Annotated in this window: 4 protein-coding genes and 1 pseudogene; all 5 read left to right on the forward strand. The window is 69.1% G+C overall.

Features of this window, described 5'->3' with window-relative positions:
- Positions 1-101 precede the first annotated feature (101 nt).
- Positions 102-437, forward strand: a complete 336-nt coding sequence (locus AC1DKD_RS39760) for an ElaB/YgaM/YqjD family protein (RefSeq protein ID WP_045241564.1) — start codon at positions 102-104, stop codon at positions 435-437.
- A 27-nt stretch (positions 438-464) separates the two neighbouring features.
- Complete coding sequence (locus AC1DKD_RS39765) at positions 465-2,765, forward strand: heavy metal translocating P-type ATPase (protein WP_441633799.1); 2,301 nt, start codon at positions 465-467, stop codon at positions 2,763-2,765.
- A 136-nt stretch (positions 2,766-2,901) separates the two neighbouring features.
- Positions 2,902-3,399 (forward strand): hypothetical protein, encoded by a 498-nt coding sequence (locus AC1DKD_RS39770; protein ID WP_441633801.1) that lies wholly within the window; start codon positions 2,902-2,904, stop codon positions 3,397-3,399.
- Positions 3,400-3,568: 169 nt separating this feature from the next.
- Positions 3,569-3,772 carry a YgaP family membrane protein gene (locus tag AC1DKD_RS39775; RefSeq protein ID WP_477144608.1) on the forward strand — a complete coding sequence of 68 codons (204 nt, stop codon included), beginning with the start codon at positions 3,569-3,571 and terminating at the stop codon, positions 3,770-3,772.
- 31 nt (positions 3,773-3,803) lie between these two features.
- A pseudogene (locus tag AC1DKD_RS39780) lies at positions 3,804-4,017 on the forward strand (hypothetical protein); the annotation flags it as partial.

Consider the following 4,017-nt stretch of genomic DNA (forward strand, 5'->3'; position numbering starts at 1 on the left):
CTGCCTATAGTGGGAAGTGCCTTTGCGCTATCCGCCATTGCGGATACGTCACGCTTCATGCCCCCCGTATCCACTTCGACCGAACCAGCCAGGAGAATGCCGTGAACGACCTCAGATCCGCCCTGTCCGCGCACCGTGCCACGCTACAGCACGACATCAACGTCTTGCTGGCCGATGTGCAGGCATTGCTACGCGACACCGCCGCCCTGACCGGCGAGCAAGCCGGCCAGGCCCGTGAGCAGTTCAAGGCACAGCTGGAGGCGCTTCAGCTACGCCTGCGGGATCTGCAGGCGCAAGGCCGCGACCAGGTCCGCGACTGGGCCGACGCCGGCGAGGAGTACGTGCATGCGCACCCATGGCGCACCCTTGGCGCCACCGCGGCCGTTGCCGCCGCCTGCGGGGCGCTGTTCGCCCTGGCGCTCGCCCGCCGGAACTGAGCACGGATCGCCGGGGCTGATCGCAGCATGGCGCTTTTGGAGCCCCGCCATCACCGCTGGCTCGATATCGGGCTCCTCTCGCTCTCCGCAGTCACGCTGAGCGCGGGTTCGCTGCTGTACTGGTTCGAATCGGTCGCGCACGCGCGCGCCGTGTGGCTGACAGGCGTCGTGCCGGTGCTGATCTCGCTGGCAGCCAGCACCATCCTGGCGGCATGGCGCCGCCAGGCCGGCGTGGACATCCTTGCGCTGCTGGCGATCGGCTTCGCATGGTGGCTCGGCGAGCACTTTGCCGCGGCTGTGATCAGCCTGATGCTGGCCAGCGGGCGCGCGCTGGAGAGCTACGCGGAAACGCGCGCCGCAAGCGAGATGAGCGCGCTGCTGCGCCACGCCCCGCGCGAGGCCAGCCGTTACGAAAACGGGGAATGGCGGCCGGTGCCGCTGGACCTCGTGCGTCCGGGCGACCGCTTGCTGGTACGCGCCGGCGAAGTGGCGCCTGCCGACGGGACGCTGATCCAGTCCGCCGACCTGGACGAATCCACCCTCACCGGCGAGGCCATGCCGCAGCGCCGCGCGCCGGGCGAGCCCCTGCGCAGCGGCGTGGTCAACGCCGGCGCGCCGTTCGAGATGCTCGCGGGCGCCACGGCGGCGCAAAGCACCTATTCGGGCATCGTCCGCCTTGTCATGGAGGCCCGGCAAAGCCGCAGCCCGTCGACGCGCATGGCCGACCGCTATGCCCTGCTGCTGGTGCCGCTGGCGCTGGCCGTGGCGGGCGCCGCCTGGTTCTTGACCGGCGATGCGCGCCGGGCCCTCGCGGTGCTGGTGGTGGCGACGCCCTGCCCGCTGATCCTGGCAGTGCCGGTGGCCATCGTCTGCGGCATGTCGCGCAGCGCCAGCCGCGGCATCCTGGTCAAGAGCGGCGCCGCGCTCGAAAGGCTGGCGCAGGGCCGCGTATTGTTCTTCGACAAGACGGGCACGCTGACCGCCGGCCAGGCCCGCGTCTCGGCCATTGAGGCAGCGCCGGGAGACGCGCCCGATGAAGTACTTCGCCTGGCTGCCTCGCTGGCACAGGCATCGGTGCATGTGAGTTCGCGCGCACTGGTCGCCGCAGCCCGCGAACGCGGGCTGGCACTGGCGCTGCCGGCCAAGGTCGGCGAGGAACCCGGCGCCGGACTGAGCGGCATCGTCGACGGCCACGCCGTCACCCTGGGCTCGCTGGCACATGTGGCCAGGGCAACCGTGCCCAAGCCGTGGAGCACGGCCTTGCTGCGGCGCCTGAGCCATGAAGGTGCGTCGGCCGTCTTCCTTGGCGTCGATGGCGCCATGCGCGGCGCGCTGCAACTCGCGGACCAGATCCGGCTCGACACGCCCCGCGCGCTCAGGCTGCTCAGGCAGGCCGGCATCCGGCGCATGGTGATGCTGACCGGCGATCGCGACGACGTTGCGCAGATGACCGGCGCGATGCTGGGCGTGACGGAAGTGCGCGCCCAGCAAACGCCGGCGCAAAAGCTCGAGGCGATCCGCGAGGCGCAGCGCCACGACACGGTCATCATGATCGGCGACGGCGTCAACGACGCCCCCGCGCTGGCTGCCGCCGACGTCGGCGTGGCAATGGGCGCCGCGGGCGCCGCCGCGTCGGCGCAGGCGGCTGACATCGTCCTGCTGGTCGACCGCCTGGACCGCCTGGCTGAAGCCATCCAGATCGCCAGGCGCGCGCGCCGTATCGCCGTGCAGAGCGTAGTGGCAGGCATGGCGCTTTCCCTGGCGGCCATGATCGCAGCCGCCTTCGGCTACCTGCCGCCGCTTGCGGGGGCGCTGCTGCAGGAGGCGATCGACGTCGCCGTGATTCTGAACGCACTGCGGGCCCGCAAGGCGGGACCGGACTGGCTGCCCGCGCAGCTCTCCCGGGCCGAAACCGCGAAACTGAAGACCGAGCACGCCGAACTGGGGCAGGTGCTCGACCAGGTGAGATCGATGGCGGATCGCGTTGCCAGCCTCCCCGGTGGCGTCGCCGCCCTGGAACTCGCGCATCTCAACCAGGCACTGCGCCAGCAATTGCTCGCGCATGAGCGGCATGACGACGCCGACCTCTATCCGGAACTGGCGCAACGGCTTGGCGGCAGGGACCCGCTGGCCGCGCTGAGCGGCGGGCACCGCGAGATCTTCCGCCTGGTGGGCCTGCTGGAACGCATCGCCGCCGACCAGCCCGCGGACGGGATCGACCTGGAAAGCGCGCAGGAAGTCCGGCGCCTGTTGTATGAGCTGAATGCGATCCTGCGCCTGCATTTCGCGCAGGAGGACGAGTTGTATCACGCGCTGGGCGACGCCTGACGGACTGCCCGCCGGCGCGCCCAGCCTTGCGCGTCATTGCGCTGGATCAAGCGGCAAGCCGCGCCACCGGCAATACTGGAGACACCGGCCCGCGGTTGACATAGGCGGGCAGACTCAGACACGGACCGACTCCATCATGGCTGGCAAACTTATCCCCGGCTCGCTCGCGGCAGCGGCGCTGGCTGGGCTCATCGGTACCGCACTGCCCGTGCATGCGGCGCAGCCGAATCCTGAAGCCCTGCCCCAGGTACTGCAGATCAATGGGATCGCCTATGTGTCCGGCGGTGTCGGCGAGGACGAGGCAAAGGCCATGCGCGCGGTGGCCGGCCGCTTCAATGTGCGGCTTGGCTTCTACAACGCGAAGGGCGGCGAGGCATTGTCCGACGTCACGGTATCGCTCGTGGATGGCGACGGCAAGCGGCTCCTGCGGGTCGTTTCCAGCGGCCCCCTGCTTTATATGCAGGTACCGGCGGGTGCCTATACCGTGCGTGCCCAATATCAGGCCGACAGCCAGGCGCGCCGGTTCACGGCCGGACGGAATGCGGTCAGCTACACCTTCCGCCTGCGCATCAATGAAATGGAAGATGACTGGGTCTATTGCGAGTCGCGGTGTCCGCGGCCCAGCCTGCGATGAGACCGGCAGCATCGCGGTGTGCGCTCCTTGCGTCGATTGCGCGCGGCGGTTGCCGCAGATCAAAGCCGGCGCCAGCCATCTGGCTATATTGGAATCGTGCACTCGCCGGATCGCGCAGCCGCCTCGGCGAATCACATCTACCCTGCCGGGCTATCGAAAGGAGTTCACCGTGCAAGCCAATATCGGAACCGTTGACCGGACCCTCAGGATTGTCGCCGGCCTGGCCTTGATCGGCCTTGCCGTCACCGGCACGATCGGCGCGTGGGGATGGATCGGCGTGATTCCCGTCCTGACCGGACTCGTTCGCATCTGCCCGCTCTACAGCATGCTCGGCGYCAGGACCTGTCCGTCCGCGTGCGGAAAGCCCAACTGACGTGGCCACCAATCCCAATACGGAGACTCACATGACAGACCAGACCGACGCCCCCTTCGCGTTCTTCAGCGCCAATTGCGAAGCAGGCCTGCGCGCGCTGACATTGATGCAAGAGAGCCGCGAGCGTTTCCTTGAGATCCAGCTCGACGCCATCCGCCGGGACATCGAGACCACGCGCGAAGTCGGCGAGCAGCTTGCCAATGCCAGCAACTTCGCCGCCTTCGCCACGCTGCCCGTCACCATCC

Source organism: Cupriavidus sp. 05T313 (genome assembly GCF_056396665.1).

Coding starts and splice junctions, on each gene's coding strand:
- AC1DKD_RS39765 (WP_441633799.1), top strand. CDS start 465: ATGGCGCTTTTGGAGCCCCGCCATCACCGCTGGCTCGATATCGGGCTC.
- AC1DKD_RS39770 (WP_441633801.1), top strand. CDS start 2,902: ATGGCTGGCAAACTTATCCCCGGCTCGCTCGCGGCAGCGGCGCTGGCT.